Origin of the sequence: Psychrobacter sp. JB385 (assembly GCF_900163785.1) — a bacterium.
Taxonomy (GTDB): domain Bacteria; phylum Pseudomonadota; class Gammaproteobacteria; order Pseudomonadales; family Moraxellaceae; genus Psychrobacter.
The window spans coordinates 219,333-238,628 of sequence record NZ_FUKN01000005.1 but is presented as its reverse complement, the minus strand read 5'-3'; the positions used below and the strand labels follow the sequence as shown (position 1 = coordinate 238,628).

Sequence of the window (19,296 nt, the reverse complement as noted above, 5' to 3'; positions counted from 1 at the left end):
ATCATTACAATAATATCACTACGAAATATCTAAGCCGCAAGATGCTGTAATCAGATGATTTGGCAACACTACTTGCGGCTTTGTGACATATTGGATGATGAGATTCTGAATTTATCTCGTTTTTTGTTTTAAAAAAAGAGATAAGTAGATCGAATATTGAAAGTAAATATAATCGCTGTATATACAGCGTGATGTCATCAACCGCATATAATTTCAATCAGCTTACGCAGGACGTATTAACGTATGGGTATTAGCAACAGTTCTACAGAACCAACAAAATCGGTTGGCTCTATGAGAATAAATCTATTTTTTGCCATTTTACTGATTGCGATGACCGCCTACTTTTTGTGGTGGGGTCTAGATTACACAATGCATCAACAAATGACGCTTTTTATTGTTGCGACCGCTTTTGGTGTCTTTATGGCATTCAATATTGGTGGTAATGATGTCGCTAACTCCTTTGGTACCTCTGTGGGTGCAGGAACATTGACGATTCCGCAAGCCTTGGGTATCGCAGCGATATTTGAAGTCTCTGGTGCCGTACTGGCAGGTGGTGAAGTGACTGACACCATTCGAAGCGGCATTGTCGATTTGGATGGGTTATCAGTATCACCCAACCAGTTTATTTACGTCATGCTGTCAGCACTTATCGCTGCGGCATTTTGGTTGTTGTTTGCCACCAAAAAAGGGTTGCCTGTTTCAACCACTCACGCCATTATTGGTGGCGTTATCGGTAGCTCGATCGTATTAGGTATCACCTTGGGTGGTACTGATATGGCCCTATCTACAGTAGATTGGGGCACCGTTGGGACGATTGCTATTTCTTGGGTGTTGTCTCCTTTATTAGGTGGCGTTTTTTCTTACCTTTTATATGGGCAAATCAAGAAAAATATCATTGAATACAATGATAGAACAGAAGCACACATTGCCGTGCTCAAGGGGGATAAAAAGACCCTCAAGCAAAATCATAAAGAGTTTTTAGACGGTCTCACTGAGTCAGAGCAATTGGCTTATACGTCAGCGATGCTGCGTGATCAAGAAATCTATAAAGATGATGATTGCGTTGTTGAAGATTTGGAAACCGACTACTACAAGCAGTTATATGAAATCGAAAACGAGCGCGGTAGCCTTGATACGCTAAAAGCACTTAAGCAATGGGTGCCAATTATTGCAGCGGCTGGCGGTGCGGTGATGACGTCTTTGGTCGTGTTCAAAGGTCTCAAAAACGTCAATAGCGGTATGACGACGCTGCAAGGCTTTTTAATCATGGGTATGATCGCAGCGCTCGTATGGTTGGCAACCTTTATTTATACCAAGAGTATTCGCGGTAAGCATAAAGAAGATTTGACCAAAGCAACGTTTATTATGTTTAGCTGGATGCAAGTCTTTACCGCTTCTGCTTTTGCCTTTAGTCATGGATCGAACGATATTGCTAATGCCGTGGGTCCTTTTGCAGCCATCATGGATGTCATTCGTACCAATAGTATTGCTACAGAAGCTGCTGTCCCACCTGCTGTGATGTTGACATTTGGTGTGGCGCTTATCGTGGGTCTTTGGTTCATTGGTAAAGAAGTGATTCAAACGGTCGGTACAAACTTGGCAAAAATGCATCCGGCTTCTGGTTTTTCTGCTGAGCTTGCGGCGGCAGCGGTCGTGATGGGTGCCTCTACCATGGGTCTACCTGTATCGAGCACGCATACGCTGGTTGGAGCCGTACTTGGGATTGGTATTGTCAATAAAGATACGAACTGGGCGCTTATGAAGCCAATTGGCTTGGCATGGATCATTACGCTTCCTGCAGCAGCCATCATGTCTGCTGTCAGTTATCTGGTATTGAGCAATATCTTCTAAAATAACTTTTATCAATATAAGTCTTATGATGGTAAGCGATTAATCCCTTATCAAAAAAAACGCCTAGCGCTCTTTTATCGCTAGGCGTTTTTATATCGACTTTAGGGTTACGCTGTGCCGAACTGCTGACGTTTTTTGGCAAAAAAGCGATCTAGGCGATCCATTGCATTTTCTAAATCATTCAAATTTGGCAAGAACACTAGGCGAAAATGATCAGGCTTGTCCCAATTAAACCCTGTACCTTGCACCATTAATACGTTTTCCTCGATAAGTAAATCCATCATAAATGCCATATCATCTTCGATAGGATAAACCTCAGGATCGATCTTGGGGAAACAATAAAATGCGCCTTGTGGCATAGTGCAAGAAATACCTTTAATCGCATTGAGTCGCGATACCGCAAGCTCCCGCTGCTTGTATAGACGACCAGTTTTTGAGGTCAAATCTTTCATGCTTTGATAGCCGCCCATCGCTGTTTGGATGGCATACTGCCCTTGGACGTTGGAGCACAAACGCATAGATGCCAGCATATCCAAGCCTTCAATGAAGTCAGCAGCATGTTGCTTGCGACCTGACACCATCATCCAGCCAGCACGAAACCCAGCAATACGATGTGATTTTGACAGGCCGTTATATGACAGAACCAGTACATCGTCAGTCAAAGTGCTCATCGGTGTGTGTACGGTGTCGTCATAGAGAATGCGATCGTAAATCTCATCGGCCATGATGATCAAGTCATATGCTTTAGCGACCTCAATGATTTGCTTGAGTAAGTCGTCACTATATAACGCACCTGTTGGGTTATTAGGGTTAATCACCACAATGCCTTTTGTTTTACTGGTGATTTTAGATTTTATGTCTTCGATGTCAGGTTGCCAGTTGTCTTCTTCATTACAGCGATAATGCACCGCTGTACCGCCAGATAGGTTGGCCGCTGCAGTCCATAGAGGATAATCAGGCATTGGAATCAATACTTCGTCACCATCGTTCATCAACGCCTGCATGGTCATGACAATCAGCTCAGAGACGCCATTGCCAAGATAAACATCGCGCACATCGACTGCTGATAACAATCCCTTTGATTGATAATATTGCAATACCGCTTTACGGGCTGAAAAAATACCTTGTGAATCTGAGTATCCCGTTGCTTCAGACAAATTCATAGCCACATCTTGCAAAATTTCATGAGGCGCTTGTAGACCAAAAGGTGCAGGGTTGCCGACGTTAAGCTTTAAAATGCGTTTGCCTTCAGCCTCCATTCTATTAGCAGTTTGTAATAGGGGACCGCGAATGTCATAGCAAACGTTTTGTAATTTATCGGATTTTTTAATTGTGTTCATAGAATGACCATTCATTGCATTGTTTGGTAAATGTTGACGAGTGTCAGAAGTTGATGCTGATGGATTTGCTACAATTTTATTCTTATTATCGGTTTGCACGCTTGCTGTCATCGCGCTATCCAGATTTTTATTCTGTTGTGACTGACTATCGGTAGATGTTGCACTATCGTTGGCATCATTCTGATGTTCCCCGCGTAATAGGTAGCCTTCGTTACATCCTAAAATACGTGCAAGGGTTGGTAATTTGGATGAGACAATGCCATTTGTACCACGCTCCCAATTAGAGATGGCACCACGGCTGACTTTGGCACCTGCGGCTGTCATTGCTTGCGCCAATTGTTCAGCAGTAAAACCTTTGTCGCGGCGCAACTGTACTAGACGTGTCGCCTGTGTACTATTGCTGTTGTCATCGATCATAATTACCTCAGTGCATTTAATCAATTGATTCATGATAACGAGCTGTTTAGAGGGATAAAATCTATCGCTTTAACGCCGTATTAATGCAAGATATTATTGCATAAATTGTGATAACGCAAGCCTGCGTGCAAGTTATTTTAAAAATTATATAAATTGCAAGAATAACTTGCATTAATAGACTTAAGAATCTCATTCCAAGCCCTACTATTACTTGATATCAGTGTCATTCTTGTACGACATGACTTGAATATTGAATAGATAACCAAAAGATAGAGGTTATCGTTTAATAGAACGATAATGCTTTGATAGCAGATTAAACGCAGTAAAGCAGATAATAAATATTCAAATAAGGATACATTATGCAAGACAATCAATTAAGCAAAGAAGAAATCAGCCAATTGACCGATGCTGACTGGAAAGCGCGTTTAAGTGCTGATGAGTATCACGTCATGCGTGAAAAAGGTACAGAGCGCCCGTTTACAGGTGTTTATAATGATGCGACTGATGACGGCGTCTATCGCTGTAAAGGTTGCGGTGCCAGTCTGTTTGATTCAAGCAGTAAGTTTGATGCGGGTTGCGGTTGGCCAAGTTTCGACCAAGGCGTCGATAACAGCGCTATAGACGAGCATGTTGATAACTCACTGGGCATGACTCGTACAGAAGTGACTTGCAGCAACTGCGGCGCTCATTTGGGCCATGTGTTCCCTGATGGACCACGTGAGACGACTGGTATGCGCTACTGCATTAACTCAGTGGCTATCGACTTGGACAAATCTGAAAAGTAGATTTGATACCAGCTATGGTTTGAGAGCTGCTTTGAGGTCAGACCGCTGCAAGAACAAAGAAAGGAAGCACGTGTTGCTTCCTTTTTAATTATTGGCGCTGTATATTATTAAAAAATAGCACTGCCAATCAAACGGCATTACCCATTAATCAATTTAAGGATAAATGATGAGCACAATCTATGATTTTACCGCCGAGAGTATGGATGGAACGTCGCAAGCATTTTCGGACTATAAGGGTAAGGTATTGCTAATTGTGAATACCGCCAGCAAGTGTGGCTTTACGCCGCAATTTGAAGGACTAGAAGCCCTGTACCAACAATACAAAGAGCAGGGATTGGTAGTCGTGGGTTTTCCTTGTAATCAATTCGGTAGCCAAGATCCAGGTAGTAATGAAGAAATTGGTGCTTTTTGTCAAAAGAATTATGGCGTCAGCTTTCCAATGATGGCGAAAGTGGATGTGAATGGGGCAGAGGCGCATCCAATCTTTAAATGGCTCAAAGATCAAAAAGGTGGCTTACTAACCGATGGCATCAAATGGAACTTTACTAAGTTTTTAGTCGATAGTAACGGCCAAGTCATTGATCGCTATGCGCCAACCACTAAGCCTGACGCAATCAAAGCCGATATCGAACAAGCATTAGCTGGCAAATAATAACACAAGATAAAAATAGTTAGTTTTATATGAAAATATAAAACCAATAAAAACAGATGCTTGCTATAAATACTGATAAAAATGTGCAAAATATTTAAAAAAGTAGAAAATAGCGTTTGACAGCCATGCGTAAATCTATATAATACACACCCACAGCAAGGGGACTTAATTAACCCTAGCTGATTAAGTTAGCTTAAGTGTGACAGCTTATGCTAATGAAGCAATACAGAAATTATTTTTAAAGAGTTTCTCTTGCAGTAGAAGTTATACCTTATATTGGGTACTGAGCTTCTAGAATTTACGAAAATGTAAATTCTCTTGCGCTCGGACGAAGCAGTGCTTCGTTTACTCCTCGCTCAGGGTGATTAGCTCAGTTGGTAGAGCGTCTGCCTTACACGCAGAATGTCGGCGGTTCGAATCCGTCATCACCCACCACTTATTAGCAAGTGGTTAAAGAAGCTAAAACGACCTAAGCAGCGGTAGTTCAGTTGGTTAGAATACCGGCCTGTCACGCCGGGGGTCGCGGGTTCGAGTCCCGTCCGCTGCGCCATATTCTGTAGTAAGCAGAAAACAAATTTAAACTGTTAAGTTTAAGCAAGTTTCGCCTCAAACATAACTTTGTTTGAGGTTTTTTTGTGTCTGTAGTTTTTATTTCTAATCTAAATATCAAAAATTTAAAACATATCTCTTTATTATCTTCAATATTTCATCTATATCAAGAAAGTTTTCCAAAGTTTTTTACAACTTTTAATTCTTTTTCTTGATTTTAATTATCCATATTGTCCTCTATACCATAATTTATGCGACCTTTCTCCAGTCGGTTTCCTGTAACGTGACGTTGACAAGCATACTGCCTAGTTGATATATCTGTGCGACTCATCAAGTGATATATGACTAAGGAGCAAGTTGTGAGTGAAAGTAGGAAATGGGGGATGGATATCGGTCAGGAACATATCGTCATACAGCGCCGATATGAGGCTTTAGGCGCATTTAATGATTTATTAATCGCTATTTGGTTTTTAATTGGCAGCTTTTTCTTTTTGAATGAGTCATTGACTCAAGATGGTACTTGGTTATTCATCGTAGGAAGTGCGCAGCTTATCATTAAGCCACTTATTAAATTGACGAGTCTGGTACACGTTAAAAGAGCATTTGATAAATTAAACCAGAACAATGGTCATAATCAGTAACGTTGTTCTTTCAAATGATATAAAACGGGCACTTCTTCTATTTTGCTTAAATCGGGATGGGTTATCATTTTTTAGAAAGATGACCAGATATAGAAGATTCGCACGTGCGGCAACTCGCTGAAGCTATTATCGAAGCGCAAAAACGCGAAATTAAAGAGAGGCAAACGCTAGTAGAAGAATTAGAATAAACTATTTGGAAAAGTTGGTTTATAACTAATACTTATTACTTTTTTAAATAGCTGGATTCCAATGGTTTGCTAATCTTTATAGGCAATACGATAATTAAATTGTAGTGATCGCTTTAGTGATTAAGGGTACAACATGAAAAATATAAAACAATTACGCCTTTCTGTTCTTATGACTATCATGAGTGCTACATTGGTACTCAGCGCTTGCCAACCTGTCCATGAAGATGCAAACGTGACTGAGAAGACAGCAGTCGCGTCTGACCAAAATACAGTAGCAGGCACTCCTTCAATAGATGCTCATGCTGGACATGCCATGTCAGATGATACGATAACAGATATGCAACAAGCATATAATGATTCAATGACTCATATGCACAATGAGATGATGGCTGGTATGAAATACAATGATCCAGATGCTGCATTTGCTCGGGGAATGCTTGGTCATCATATTGGCGCAGTTGATATGGCAGAGGTTCAGCTCAAATATGGTACCGATAAAGAGATGCTACAACTGGCACAAAACGTCATTGATACTCAAAAAGCAGAAATCGAGCAAATGCAGGAGTGGCTAGCTAGTAATCCTGATGCTACTGAGCCAACGGCTGATACAGATGCCGTGCAAAAGGCATACGCTGATGGTATGGAGGCGATGCATAGTGAAATGATGGCTGCTAATGCTGATACCAATCCCGATAGAGCCTTTGCTCGTGGTATGTTGTCACATCATGTTGGAGCAGTTAATATGGCAGATATAGAGCTTAAATATGGCAAAAATGAGGAGATGCGCAAACTGGCACAAGCGATAATCGACGCTCAGCAGTCTGAAATTGAGCAAATGCAAGATTGGTTGTCAAAGTATAATGAATAGAAGGTGAGCGCTTCGTTCAACTAATATTGAATAAATAGGAGTTTTATTAAAACTGGCAAGTTAAATAGACAGCATATGTTTAATCTAAAGTTTAGCTGAGTGACACTGTATATCCTATACTTGTACCTGTCTCTTCATCGTACGTTCTAAAAGGTAGAAACCAGAGATGAGTGGTTCTACCTTTTCTCCAAAACTCGGAAGTCTTCTCCTGTTCTATAGTATGAGAGATGCGATCTTCTTCATCTACTATCGATATAACCAAAGAATCAATCCCATTGTCCTCAAATAATATATCGTCTATAGGAAAACTAAGAGTGGATTCATAGGGACCGACATATAGGTAGTTAGAGATTTTATGAGAATATATTTCGATATTAGACGCACTCGGTGGAATAATATTATGGAATTTTATTGTGGTTTGAGTACTAGGTTTTTTTTTGACACTTTCTTTGTATAGTATATATTGATTAGTCAAATCTTCTTGAATATGTATAAAATCAGCTTGGCTGAATTTTTGAGAATTAAATGCATTCATCGATTTCACCATGTAAAGGTAAGTAAAAATTAGTATTAACAAAGATACTAGTGTGACCATAGTATATTTTAAAGAATCTCTTTTCATATATCTCATTTAGGAGTGAATTTAGTCATTGATGTTGGCAAACCTGTGGGGGTCTCTGCAGCAATCGGCATTCTTAGTCCACCACCTTTTCGCCATAATGAATAGCCATTTGTTCCTTCAGCTACTGCGCCTCTTGGAGCCAATCCCCATATATTTTTATAACTTTCTCCTAAATCTGTATGGGTTAACGCTTCATAGTTTTCTAATATAGAAATAATATTATCTTTATTCGTTGCTCTTTTATTTCTAAGGTCTTCAGATATTTTATTAGCATCACTTTTGGGATTTAAAATATTACTATATAAAGTGCGTTTATAAAATGCATAAAAATCAATATTATGTTTGTTTGCAAATAGCTGAGCAAAACTATTACTAGAATCTGCTTCATTGATACTATTAAACGATCCTTGAGTTCTAAGCGTTAAACTATCCGACATGCCTGTTCTACAGGCGTATGAATTAGCTATAGCTGAGCTTAAAAAATTATTGTTATTAATTCTATTTATATCTGAACTTGTTAAATCGATATTAGGCCTTCCACTATAGTTTAAGGTGATTTTTCCATTCAACCCATGACAAAAAAAAGCTAAGTCCTGAATTTTATAATTACCCCTATCTTCGTTTAATACGTTAATAGCTTCAGACTTGGTTTTCAAAGCGACGAACCTTATGTTTGTAGTAAAGCTAATTTCATTTTTTAAACCTTCAATTGCTAGCTTTTCTAAACGAGTATAGCCATAGTCGACATAAGCGATAGTGACTTTGTCACATTGTCTAAATTTATTTCTATTTTTAACAAAGGGATAAGCAGCGGCAATAAACATATTCTTTAACCAAAAATTATTGTATTCGAACTCGGAACCAATAAATATGATATTTTCTTTTTTTGGTACTCTTGTACTTACAACAGCTCTATTCGTACTACTTCTGGGACTAGTTGAAGATTTTCCAAGTTCCTGCCAATTATCAGTCATTAGAATTTCACCTCTATTTTAAGTTCTTCAACTGAATAACTTTCTATTACTTTTGTTCTGCCTTTATCATCTGTTATTCCTGTCTCAATACTTCCATCAGGTTTTGTGATTCGATAATGGCAGTTTTGTATAGGTTGTTGAGTGTCTTCGTCAACAATGACGAATCCTTCGTCATATATAATTCTCAAATTATTATCTGTTTCTAGCATTTTGCTTGGTAATCCTTCCAACCCCAACCCATCCGTTCCACCACCAGCCTTACTATGCTTACCACCCCTCTCCGTAAACTGCTTCGCTGCAATAGTAATATCAGCACCATCAAGCGTAATACTGGCACCGCCCGCTGTTAGCGTAATCTTATTAGTCGCTACCACTTCGACCTCTTTGGTGGAGGAGGCAATGTTTACATCTTGCTTAGCAGTTGCTTCAAGCTTTCCTGTGTGCGCGGAGAGGGTAATATTATCTTTGGCATTGGTCATACTAAACTGACCATCGGCTATGATATTGAGAGACTCACTACTGACTTGATTATGACTGTCGCCACTACTGATTGTCATATCTTGCTGGGTAGTGCTGATCATCTCACCCATCGACCGTTGGATTAGTAGGTCTTCACTGACGTAGCTACTATCTGCTGCGCTATCAATGAGGGTGTAAGGCGTTTGTTGATGGGTTTTGGTGCTTTGTTCTTTAGCGATTGATTCAAGCTGCGTTTTGATGACACTGTGATCATTGACCGATCTATCCAAGCCCGTTGCCAACTGTGTTAAACGCTCTGCTAAATGCTGACCGCCTAATGATGTTTGCGTCAACGTCGGAGTATGGTGCTGATAGTTGTGTCGTTCTGACTGCGCGTGGGTTTGTGGCTGGGTGGATAGAACTAACGCTTCGCCAGATTTGATGTTGACTTGGGCGTTAGTGGTGGCATTAATACCTTGACGTTTGGCACCTTCTTTTGCTGGATTGATGATGCCCATTTTTAGACTGGCAGAGACGTTAGCACTGTCTACTTTTAATTGTGAGTAAGCCTGTTCTGTGCGGTGATCGGTGACCCACTCTGTGAGGCCATTGTCTGTGTTGCGATAGCCGCTCTCTATGGCTTGTTCTTCGGCTGTGACAAATAGGCTAGGGCGACTTTGTGATAGTAAGCTACCGGTGTTGATTAAGTGCTCGTTATCACCAATAGATTGCATGAGGGTTTGGTCATTGGCTCTGTGCGTAAAGTGTGTACCATAGTTGGCCCCTGCTTGTGCTTCTAATCGATTGATAGGCTGAGCAGTATGGTCAAGTAGGTAGCTCTTGGTAGGTGTCATATGATTGCGGCTGTCACCATCACTTTGAGTCTCAGTGATGCCTGTCATCGGCGGGAGCGCGCGCCTGCTATAAAAGCTACTGACCCATGGAGTATCTGCGGTAATCAGACGCAATTGAGTCAAGTGACTGCCAGATTCTAGCGTTGAAGCATGACGTTCATGATGACGGGTACTATTAGTCAAGCCTGTCACATGCGCCAGGTTGTTGCGCGCCAAATGAACAATGTGGGTGGCGCGGTAGTGTTGATTAAGTGTGCTGTGATCGACCAGTGTAAAGGTATCTGCCACGTTCAAATCGGTGGCATGAGACAATGCATGATAGACGCTATAAAGGCTTTGATGACTGTTTGCGACAATAGCTGCCTCATCAATAGTTTCCGTATCTGATACGGGGGCAAAAGCAGCAGGCGTGTCTAAGGTGAGCGTGTTACTAGTGGTTTGGCTCTCCTCTTCGCCATTGTCCATATTGGTAACAACGTCAGCAGACTGGGTGGGGTGTGCGACATTTGCGCTATTGAAACGCTGCATCGTCACCGAGCTGGGTTGAGTAGTAACTTGCTGGCTCAGTGCTAAAACGGGTGCATGGACGCGGTCATGTAAGACTTGTTGATAACGTAGGGCACCGATGTTTAAACTGACGTCATCACCATCACTTGGGTGAGCTGAGGTAATAATGAGCGTTGGCGGATGATGTTCGTCAGTTTGCGCATGACGCAAGTAAGCAGTCAATCCTTGACGCGTGAGCCGTTCACAAATATGCGTCCAATCACTAATTTGCCACTGAGTCATACGCGCTGGCGTCCAATTCGCACCACTGCCACTCTCGCTGTCATCGACTATTTCTATATCTAGCGCGGCAATGCGCTCGGTTATCATTGCTTGTACAGACAAGTCCGTATCTATGTGACTACGCAGATGTTGGTGCAAACGATAAGTGATAGGCTGTGCGAGTAGACGGTAATAACCATAGCTGCCATCATGATCCAATTGTTGCATCGCTGTTATATATAAATGGCGATGGCTTAAACCACTAGGCGTATCAAAGCTTAAGGTTAAACGACTCCCAATCAAATGAGTAAATGACGTAAAGGGCGGGTGATGACGCTCATGAATATAGACCTGTAGCACATAAGTATCGATACCATGCTGCTGATACTGGCAATCACTATGGGGGTTTAATCGATTGATAATACTTTTTTCACAAGACCCTTGAATGAGCTTATGCAACCATGCTTGATGCTCATTTATGTCTTGTTGAGCGCTTGGATAGGGCGCTTGAGTGCTTCCTTCGCTGGCATAAAGCCTATCTGGCTGCATGGGGAGGACAGTGTTGGTCAAGCGTAACATAGTCATGTCTCTATTTTTTGAGCCGTGGCATTATAAACAGGCGTGTCTATCTAATATGATCGTTGTATGCAATGTCATTATTCATCGAGAACAAATTCGATACGGCGGTTACGAGTGCGTCCTTCTTCGTTATCATTACTGGCGATAGGATTAGAATCTCCTTTACCAGTGGTACTGAGACGACTTGCATCAATATTACGACCTATTAGGTATTGTTTGACTGCTTCGGCACGTTCGTTTGATAGCGCCAAGTTAGAGGTAGAGTTACCGACATTGTCAGTATGACCAGTAATAAGAACCGGCTTGTCCTCAATACGACGCAACGCATCTGCCATATCATCTAGGATGCCCAGACCTAAGGGCGTTAGGTTTGCGCTACCAAATTCAAACTCAACAATTCGATTACCTAAGGTCTCATCTATAAGACGCTGTTCACCTTCTACCACAACCAACTGATTTTCTAATTGATAGAGGTCAGTCAAGCGTGTATGAATACGATTTTGAATCGCTTGCTTTTGTTCAAGGCTGTTTACTTTTCCATGTAAACTAATGGTAGTGCCATGAATATCGACACGACCTTGGCGAATATCAGAGATGTCACTATCAATGATGGCGGTTGCTATTTGTTGCCAGTTGGTTGGTATACTAATATTTGAACGTACTTCGATCTCATCTCTAATAGACTTGTCAGGGTACTGTGCTTTTAATTTTTCGAGCAATTGCTGCTTATCTGAACTAGTAGCGACTACCCCTTTGATAACCACGGGCACATTTTTTGCGCTGTTTGTCTCATTTGCATTATTACTGGCTGCAAAGACCATGGCGCTGATAGGAAGAGTGATAACCGTAGCCAACAGTAAATGTGTTGTGTAGTTTGCGAGCTTATTTTGGGTCATTTTAGTGAGGACTTTCATTAAAGTACCTTTTTCTTAATATAAGTAAGCAGTGATTGAATGCAGCATATGGCGCAATGAGTAATGGATAAACACTTATAGAATGAGATGAAACTACTGTGCCAAAAAGGTTTTTTTGAACAGTTGCCTTGTATCGTACAAATAGAGGCTGTCTTGTAATAATATTTTGTTAAAACGAGTCAAACCAATGTCTTCATCAATATAGCTTTGTGTCCAATCACTGTTGGCAAGAACCACCCAATCCTCAGGATAAAGTGCCTCATCTGTTGAGATTTGCTCCAGTATGCGTCCATCGGGTTTGCTAAAATTCAAGAGTAAACGATAGCCGTGGGTAGTTCGGTATATGTAAGTGTTTAGATAAAGCTGATGTGGCTGATAAAAACCATTAATGAGATCGTGCCAAAAGGTGGCCATATATATTGCACTGTCTTGAGCAGGCGGAAGCGACCAGCAGATGGTTTTATTCAGTCCGCTAAAACCTTTGGTAAAAGTCGGTAAAAACAATAAGCCTGTAGCAATAATTTGCTGTATCAGCTGCGATTTATCAATGTCCATCAGGATGGCAATATCGTGCAACGTGGTGGTGTTGATAAAATCGTAGTAATAAGTGCTGGCACTATTATCAATAGACAGTTGGCTACGATTCAGATAGTCCATAACCTGAGTGCTGTCAGTTTTTGACTTTGCCATACTCAAGGTTTCGTAGGTATCATTCCAAAGACTCGATGACTTAGCGGGCAGATAGTTCATCCAGTTTTTTGGTTTATCAATGTGCTGCACTCCAAAACCGATCAGCGGATAGTTTCTGTTGCCGCTATCGTGACTGGGAACCAAAACACCAGTAATCACTTCATTCAATCTTGTATCGACATGACTAAAGTTTAAAAAGGTAGGGTTATTGGTATTTGCCGTATCTATCAGGTGCTCATTGAATATTTTGTCCGAAATAGCAAGGGCCTGACTGACCCATTCATCGATGGCATTGGTCACATCGATGTGAGCGCGCGCCCTTATAAAATCTCCACGAGCAGGCAGTTTGCCAAAATATATTAAAGGTAAAAAGTCAGGGATCATGGTGTTGGTGCCTCCTGCTCAGCTACGTTTGCGTTCTCATTGGCAGAATCATTCGCTGGCGCAGGACTATCATCAGTCGCATTATCAGTGACATTTAATTGGCCTGCTGGTGTCGAAGGCGTCGTACTGGTTGTACGGGTTTGAGCGATTGGACTGGCTGTTGAACCATTAGCGACAGTCGCAATGCTGTTATTTGCTGCATTACTACTATCAGTAATGGGTTTTGCTGTACGCGTGACACCAAGTGCAATAACCTCATCTGGCAGTTTCATACCTGTAAATGGATTGGTAGAGCGCCCTTGGCTTGCCGTATTGCTACTGCCACTAATGATCCTAAAACGTACAGATATCGATACACCATCACCTGACCATGCCATCTCAAATATGTTATCGCCCAGCTCAGTGCGACGGGCGCTATTAATCAGACGTTCTACGCCAAAGCTACCGGCTTCCTCAAAGATAGTGAAATCCCTTCCATCATAATCCTTGGCTCTGATACTGGCACCAGGTTGGCTGCTTGGGTTTGGCCATACAAAGGTGGTCCACGCTTGTGTACCCATGCGATAACGTAGCTGCTGACCATCCACTACAATGGTGTATTCTGTCAAACCACTGACGGGTAACGGCATAATCTGAAAGGTCGTTTGATTGGAGGCACTAGTGCTGCTACCTGAACCAGAGGCGCTAGCATTATTACTGCCAGTATAGTTAACGAAGTAGCGACCAAAATCCGCGACAAATTGTGGATTCAGACCCAAGCCAGCACCATTCCAAATCTTACTTGAGATTTGATCGCCACGACGAATGATAAAGGGTGACAATGTCTCATTGACGAACCGTGCGACATAACCATCTTCACCAAAAAACTGACCAATCTCTGCCGGTGTTGCTTCCAAATTGGCATTGGCAGTGAACGGGTATTTTTTCTCTAAATTATCGAGGAAAGGCTTACGTACTTGCGCTTTCCAGACCTTATTGATCTCCGTTTTAGTGGGGGTTAGTAGCATATTAAATGAGCGAGTTAAGGGCTCACTTAATAAAGGGCGCACGATTTGCTTCATATCAGAGTTGGCTTGGCTCAATATTTGCTCATCTAGTATCTGTAAAGACTTTGTTAGCTCTGAGCCTTCAGGGCTAAGGGTCTGTGACGCAAACAATAACGCATCAGGACCAATGTCATTACTACGAGCAATATTGTTAAAGCGCGTTCTGATATTTCCTAAGCTTGAAATATAATTGTCTAATAACGACAAGTCTTGATTGTCCTCTCTTGGCGTCACTAAAGCATGTATAGAGGAGAACTCTTGAGCGATTACGCCCGAAGTGGTGGGAGTAGTAGAGGTGGCGTTGCTAGACCCGCTGCTATTATTCAACGCCGCTTCAGCTTGTCTTAATTCAGCAGGACTTTGACGCAATATGGTTTGTTTGAACCAATCGATAAATGAGCGACGAGACTGACTGCTGGTATTTGAGGTTTGATTGGCCGTTTTATTGTCCCATTGAGTTTGACGGTCCACTGTTTCAAACAGAGTCTTTAAGGGTGATTCTGTGGCATTAGACAACTGATTTAATAAGACAGCATGGTCAGCAAAGCTTTTACTATCGCGAACATAAACCTGCGACAAAAAGCGTTTCCATTCACTGATGTATTCTTGTTTATAGCGACTGACCAAATACTGCCGGATTTGTTCAGGACTACCAGTCAACGTTAAATCGTCTTGGCTACTGGTCGCTAGTACCCAATCGTCTGCTACCACTCGTGTGGTGGCGGCTTTATCAATCTCATCGCTGACAAAAGACTCCCACGCTTGTTTGGTAAACGTACCTGAAATGACGTAGCTGCCCAATAGTGCTTCATTAGTAGTATTTTGAGTGATTTGAGCGACTGTCACTGATGGGAATCGAGCAGAAGAACGCATCTTAATTTCAGAATAAACACGCTCACGAGCAGGCTGGCCTTTACTGACTTTGGATAAATTCTGGCGAGTTTTATCTACCAGTCCTAAGTCGTTTTGGATAAGGGGAAAACTGGGATCATCGATATGCGCTAATGTAAAACTTAAGATACGCTCGGCTTGGCGAATCATTTTGTCATGGGGCATATCAGCACGATTGGCTTCAAGCCAGTTACGCCAAAATCTGGTCATCTGATCGCTTAAGTGACTGGTTTCCAAATTATTATGGTTGCCGAGCATGAGATACGCTTTAAGCGCATTGTAAGCATCTTCAACATCAGTAGGATCAGACTGAATGTAAGCGTCATTCGTGGCAGTTTCAGAGTTTTCATCAGGACTGGATTCGTCTGTGCGCACTTCTAACTGCGTGGCATTGGTGTTGACCTCTGTCAAAAATCTTTCTATGTTTTGCGTGGTAGGTGTTAAGACAATGATATTGACGCCGTTATAATATTCTGTCAGCAGTTTTTGTTTAAGCTTATCCCCTTGATAGAGACCAAAGCTTAACGATAAAGGTTTGTCCTCCTCATAACCTTCAAGCTGCTCAATACGACTTTGTAAGATACTCAGTGACTCAAGCTGAGATTTTAGATCACCATTAGCATTTTTTTGTTGTTCAGCCACTTGTTGTAGGTCCGCCGCGACGCGTTCAGTCAGCTGTTTATTGTTAGTGTATGACCATGTCCATAGACCAACTGTCATGCATAAAACAATCACTGCCCCTAGCGTTGCAAATGCGCGATAACTGCGTCTGTTACGGTTTTTGTGCTGCTTAACCAAATGCTTATCTTTTAAGATAACTTTTGAAAACAAGTCTTGTAAAAAATAGGGCTTATCATTGGTTTCTTGCTGAGTGTTTATGGGTACTGCTGGCGGGTGTAAATCATAGTTTTGTACCATTTGCTGCGTCATCTGGCTGCTAACTTGGCCATCTTGTAAGGCACTAGTAAAATAAAATCCACGCAGTATGGGCTTAAATTGAAAAGGGTTGTCTTCAAATAAAGCATGCATAAGCGTGCGTATCATCGGACGCAAAGATTGAAACTCGATAGGAAACGTCATTAGACTTGGTGATACGGTACGCTGATGACGCAAAGACAGCTTCGTTGTACTCAAATCCTTTAAGCCGTTGACCAATACCCCAAAATGCTCTTCAAATACATCGGTAATATTGATATTTTCAGGGTCTTCAGGATAGGGAATGGTTGCGCCCCATACTTGACTGCGTTCTTCTTGTTCATAATCATTGAAGAAATCACGGAAACCTGAAATCAAATCCATCTTGGTAAATACCACATAAACAGGGGCATAAACCTCTAATTGTTCGGTCAAATCTTGGACTCGGCTGCGTAAGTTTTTGGCCAGATTTAACGCATAGCTTGGATCATTCTTAGTAAGTTCAGCGATACTAACAGCGATAATAATGCCGTTAATTGGCGCTTTAGGTCGGTTTTTTTTGAGCAAATTTAAAAAAGATAGCCATTCTGAACGGTCTTCTTCATAGACAGAGTATCGTCCTGCCGTATCGAGCAAAATGCCTTCGGTTGAAAAAAACCAGTCACAGTTGCGTGTACCGCCAACCCCCTTTACTGAAAGCTGATTGGTTTTTTCCATAAACGGAAATTTCAAACTAGAATGTAAGACAGCTGAGCTTTTACCAGCGGCTGGATTACCAATGACCATATACCACGGCAGCTCATATAATGCCGCCTTACCCGTCTGATCGCCAATCTTTGACTTACGAATGGTTTTGATGGCGTCTTGCATTTGCTGACGTAATGCTTGTACTTCTTGGGCGTTTTCATCTTTTGCTAAGTGATGGTTATCCACTTGGCTGTCGTTATTTTTTTCAACCAGTACCAGGTCACTAAGTTCATTTGAAGCGGCTTTGCGCTTTTTCCATACATGATAAGCAAGTGCTCCTAATACCATACAGGTAATGAGCATACTGATAATGATAAAAAATGTCTTAAGAGAGACGTAGTCATATAGCAACACTAGAGCGACGATAATGCCCAAAATGACCAATACTCTTGGGTTGTAAATAAGATGAAAAAACCTTGAAAACATGCGTGCTACCTAGTGTGGTCTTAAAATAATGAAATGAGTATTTCCAACAATAGAGCTCAGTAAAAATTATGAATCAGAAACATCAGCTAACCAGAGCAGCGTACTTTTCTTATGTTGAGTAATCAAAAACGTTTTTTCTAACTCTTGTTTGCTATCATTAGCCAAATCAACAAATAGTGATACGCTGATAAAAGATTTCAACCAGCTATTTAGTGGCATATAATGCCCTAAATGTTGTTCTTTTACTAGAGCTTCCTGTGCTATAAATGATTCAAGAAAATTTAAGTATACTGATACATCGTAAGATTGTATTAGTGGATTAATGTCTGAAATAGCAGTGACGCTCATATCTTTAAGAGAAACATTAGTTTTGTTTTTTGTATCAGTTTGCTTGTCAGAAGGTTTTTTAATCTCCTCTTTTTCTGCGGAGTTGGTTGAGGAGAGTGACATAGCATTTCTTATTAACAGGTTTTTAATGGCGGTTAAATGCATAAGGTAGTGACGATTGTTGCTCTCTTCATTTTGATCATTAGAGGGACCAAACTCGGTCAACAATACGCTGGCTTTGTCATCAATATCGATGACATTCTGTGCAGCTTGATTAAAAAATATGAGTAGCGTACCAGCCTCAGTAGGAACAGCAGTTGTATCGTGGCTGGTAATCGGATGATCATCTAACCATTCCTCATTAATTTGTGAGTCTGCAACCAAAACCAAACACAGCTCAGGATCATCTGACTGCGACAATGTCATTACATGCTCATGGATAAACGCAGTGATATTGCAAGTTGGCGTGCTATCTACTGCATGGCTGTCATCATCAGTGACGATAGACGTAATCGAGAAGGCTGTCTCTGGGATAAGATATTCTGTTAGCTGGTTTTTGACTGCCGTGGTCAGAAAAGGTGCATCGGCGCTGCTAGGTAGACACAAATAAATAGAGAGTTTCGGCGGTAATGAATGAGTAGTAGATAAGGTCTCATCAGTATTTTGCTCACTAGCACCAACCAAATAATGCTGTTGCCATTCAGGATGAACATTAATGGCTGAATTAGACTGCTCCTTGTCTTCAGAATGGTATTGGTAAACATGCTGAGCAAGGTTGGATAATATGTCATCACTCAAATTAAGCAGCTCATGAACCAGTGCATATAAGCGTAAGGTTGTACTGTTTGGCGATGCTAGATGTTGTGTATGGGTAGCTTCTTCTTCGAATGTCTCATCATCCCAATCTAAGCTTGAACCATACACTTTTGGTAAAAAGGCGGCTTCGGTGAGCCTCGTAATTGGTTTGACTAATAGTGGTAGCCCGTAGGCGTCTGTGAGCTCTTCACTCAATACGGTCAAATCTTCGTTGTTGTCAATCACCTCAGACCAACAGTTTCCTTCGGGCAAGCAGACGCGACTATAAACAAATAGCGGATGAGTCTCAGGCATAGTGGTTTCGTTGTCTTCATTGGATGTGTTTACATCGCTATCTGACCGATTATTTTCATTTTTCTCTTGTTTTTTTTGCCACCATAGAAGCGTCAGAATAGAGCCAAGCAGCAGTAAAGGAATAATAACGAACCACAGTAGTAACCCCGCTGGAGTAAGTTGTTGCGCATTGTCTTTAAAATAAAGCCACACCAACACAAGATACAACGCTAAGCAAAGCGTCAAAGAAAAGCGTCCATATGACAGTACTTTTTTTACGCTCACTTATTGAAACTCCTTTTTTGTTGGGTTATTTCATA

The 19,296-nt window shown here is 41.4% G+C and carries 13 protein-coding genes and 2 tRNA genes; 7 read left to right on the top strand and 8 right to left on the bottom strand.

The genetic code is table 11. The features are described from left to right. Nucleotides 1-243: 243 nt before the first annotated feature. Nucleotides 244-1,851 (top strand): inorganic phosphate transporter, encoded by a 1,608-nt coding sequence (locus CZ794_RS03170; RefSeq protein ID WP_087040173.1) that lies wholly within the window; start codon nt 244-246, stop codon nt 1,849-1,851. Between the two features lie 107 nt (nt 1,852-1,958). Here the strand turns inward: CZ794_RS03170 and CZ794_RS03165 are convergent, their stop codons facing one another. Next, nucleotides 1,959-3,608, bottom strand: coding sequence for an aminotransferase class I/II-fold pyridoxal phosphate-dependent enzyme (locus CZ794_RS03165; RefSeq protein ID WP_179207229.1), 1,650 nt, complete (start codon nt 3,606-3,608; stop codon nt 1,959-1,961). Between the two features lie 359 nt (nt 3,609-3,967). On the opposite strand from CZ794_RS03165, the gene msrB reads away from it, so the two are divergent. The 6 genes from msrB to CZ794_RS03135 all read left to right on the top strand — a co-directional run bounded on the left by msrB (nt 3,968) and on the right by CZ794_RS03135 (nt 7,291). Further along, nucleotides 3,968-4,393 carry a peptide-methionine (R)-S-oxide reductase MsrB gene (gene msrB, locus CZ794_RS03160; protein ID WP_087040172.1) on the top strand — a complete coding sequence of 142 codons (426 nt, stop codon included), beginning with the start codon at nt 3,968-3,970 and terminating at the stop codon, nt 4,391-4,393. Between the two features lie 166 nt (nt 4,394-4,559). Then, nucleotides 4,560-5,045 carry a glutathione peroxidase gene (locus tag CZ794_RS03155; protein ID WP_087040171.1) on the top strand — a complete coding sequence of 162 codons (486 nt, stop codon included), beginning with the start codon at nt 4,560-4,562 and terminating at the stop codon, nt 5,043-5,045. Between the two features lie 359 nt (nt 5,046-5,404). Then, nucleotides 5,405-5,480 (top strand) — tRNA-Val (locus CZ794_RS03150). Between the two features lie 38 nt (nt 5,481-5,518). After that, nucleotides 5,519-5,595: transfer RNA gene (locus tag CZ794_RS03145), tRNA-Asp, on the top strand. Between the two features lie 358 nt (nt 5,596-5,953). Further along, entirely contained in the window at nt 5,954-6,235 is a 282-nt protein-coding gene (locus CZ794_RS03140; protein WP_087040170.1) for a YrhK family protein, read from the top strand. 321 nt (nt 6,236-6,556) lie between these two features. Further along, nucleotides 6,557-7,291: a DUF305 domain-containing protein gene (locus CZ794_RS03135; RefSeq protein WP_256958847.1), complete on the top strand. Its 735-nt coding sequence runs from the start codon at nt 6,557-6,559 to the stop codon at nt 7,289-7,291. A gap of 91 nt (nt 7,292-7,382) precedes the next feature. Here CZ794_RS03135 and CZ794_RS03130 read toward each other — a convergent pair whose 3' ends face one another. The 7 genes from CZ794_RS03130 to CZ794_RS03100 all read right to left on the bottom strand — a co-directional run bounded on the left by CZ794_RS03130 (nt 7,383) and on the right by CZ794_RS03100 (nt 19,261). Continuing rightward, nucleotides 7,383-7,913: a hypothetical protein gene (locus CZ794_RS03130; protein WP_087040169.1), complete on the bottom strand. Its 531-nt coding sequence runs from the start codon at nt 7,911-7,913 to the stop codon at nt 7,383-7,385. Nucleotides 7,914-7,918: 5 nt separating this feature from the next. Continuing rightward, the gene (locus CZ794_RS03125; protein WP_087040168.1) at nt 7,919-8,887 is read right to left on the bottom strand and encodes a hypothetical protein; all 969 of its coding nucleotides are present in this window, start codon (nt 8,885-8,887) and stop codon (nt 7,919-7,921) included. Continuing rightward, the gene (locus tag CZ794_RS03120) at nt 8,887-11,547 is read right to left on the bottom strand and encodes a DUF2345 domain-containing protein (RefSeq protein ID WP_179207228.1); all 2,661 of its coding nucleotides are present in this window, start codon (nt 11,545-11,547) and stop codon (nt 8,887-8,889) included. The genes CZ794_RS03125 and CZ794_RS03120 overlap by 1 nt, the downstream gene beginning before the upstream one ends. Nucleotides 11,548-11,624: 77 nt before the next feature. After that, complete coding sequence (locus CZ794_RS03115; protein ID WP_087040166.1) at nt 11,625-12,461, bottom strand: OmpA family protein; 837 nt, start codon at nt 12,459-12,461, stop codon at nt 11,625-11,627. Between the two features lie 93 nt (nt 12,462-12,554). Continuing rightward, nucleotides 12,555-13,535 (bottom strand): type VI secretion system-associated protein TagF, encoded by a 981-nt coding sequence (gene tagF, locus CZ794_RS03110; protein WP_087040165.1) that lies wholly within the window; start codon nt 13,533-13,535, stop codon nt 12,555-12,557. After that, the gene (tssM, locus tag CZ794_RS03105) at nt 13,532-17,560 is read right to left on the bottom strand and encodes a type VI secretion system membrane subunit TssM (RefSeq protein ID WP_087040164.1); all 4,029 of its coding nucleotides are present in this window, start codon (nt 17,558-17,560) and stop codon (nt 13,532-13,534) included. Before tssM ends, tagF begins: the two co-directional genes overlap by 4 nt. A 66-nt stretch (nt 17,561-17,626) precedes the next feature. Further along, nucleotides 17,627-19,261, bottom strand: a complete 1,635-nt coding sequence (locus tag CZ794_RS03100; RefSeq protein WP_087040163.1) for a hypothetical protein — start codon at nt 19,259-19,261, stop codon at nt 17,627-17,629. Nucleotides 19,262-19,296: the final 35 nt, after the last annotated feature.

What these genes read in the sequence shown, in the direction of transcription:
- CZ794_RS03155 (WP_087040171.1), top strand. Translation starts at nt 4,560, where the DNA reads ATGAGCACAATCTATGATTTTACCGCCGAGAGTATGGATGGAACGTCG.
- msrB (WP_087040172.1), top strand. Translation starts at nt 3,968, where the DNA reads ATGCAAGACAATCAATTAAGCAAAGAAGAAATCAGCCAATTGACCGAT.
- CZ794_RS03130 (WP_087040169.1), bottom strand. Translation starts at nt 7,913, where the DNA reads ATGAAAAGAGATTCTTTAAAATATACTATGGTCACACTAGTATCTTTG.
- tssM (WP_087040164.1), bottom strand. Translation starts at nt 17,560, where the DNA reads ATGTTTTCAAGGTTTTTTCATCTTATTTACAACCCAAGAGTATTGGTC.
- CZ794_RS03135 (WP_256958847.1), top strand. Translation starts at nt 6,557, where the DNA reads ATGAAAAATATAAAACAATTACGCCTTTCTGTTCTTATGACTATCATG.
- CZ794_RS03120 (WP_179207228.1), bottom strand. Translation starts at nt 11,547, where the DNA reads ATGTTACGCTTGACCAACACTGTCCTCCCCATGCAGCCAGATAGGCTT.
- CZ794_RS03125 (WP_087040168.1), bottom strand. Translation starts at nt 8,887, where the DNA reads ATGACTGATAATTGGCAGGAACTTGGAAAATCTTCAACTAGTCCCAGA.
- CZ794_RS03115 (WP_087040166.1), bottom strand. Translation starts at nt 12,461, where the DNA reads ATGAAAGTCCTCACTAAAATGACCCAAAATAAGCTCGCAAACTACACA.
- CZ794_RS03165 (WP_179207229.1), bottom strand. Translation starts at nt 3,608, where the DNA reads ATGATCGATGACAACAGCAATAGTACACAGGCGACACGTCTAGTACAG.
- tagF (WP_087040165.1), bottom strand. Translation starts at nt 13,535, where the DNA reads ATGATCCCTGACTTTTTACCTTTAATATATTTTGGCAAACTGCCTGCT.
- CZ794_RS03170 (WP_087040173.1), top strand. Translation starts at nt 244, where the DNA reads ATGGGTATTAGCAACAGTTCTACAGAACCAACAAAATCGGTTGGCTCT.